Annotated in this window: 1 pseudogene; it reads right to left on the reverse strand. The window is 46.3% G+C overall.

Going from position 1 to position 419, the window contains the following annotated elements:
• Positions 1–419 (reverse strand): annotated as a pseudogene (locus AB4496_RS28735) (alpha/beta hydrolase); the annotation flags it as partial.

Consider the following 419-nt stretch of genomic DNA (forward strand, 5'->3'; position numbering starts at 1 on the left):
CCGCCAGGAATCGTCTCTATATTCAGAGGACTATGCGCTGATTTGTAGCGATTATGCTGCAAATGTCGGTATCCATCATTCCCTAGGATTATTAATTGAGGGCATTCAATAGCCGCCATAATCGCTTCAGCGTGCGCCTGTGACATTCGATATAACGAGTCACATTTTAGATTAGGGTCGCATCGCCATTGCCAAGAGTTCTCAAACTCGACAATACCTCGCTCAACAATAGGAGCGATTAATTCAGCATTAATTTGGTTGGCGTGAGCTCTCAGCTTAATAGCATCCTCAAGACTTGCCAGAGGACGTGAAGGCTTTCTTCGCTGTCGAAGACGACTAAGTACCCCATCCCTCAAGCGAGAGACTGTTTCGTGGGGAGCTTCAGAAAGAGGTCCGTGACCTTCAATTTGAATTAATCC

Origin of the sequence: Vibrio sp. 10N.222.46.A1 (genome assembly GCF_041473595.1) — a bacterium.
Lineage (GTDB): Bacteria > Pseudomonadota > Gammaproteobacteria > Enterobacterales > Vibrionaceae > Vibrio > Vibrio tasmaniensis_A.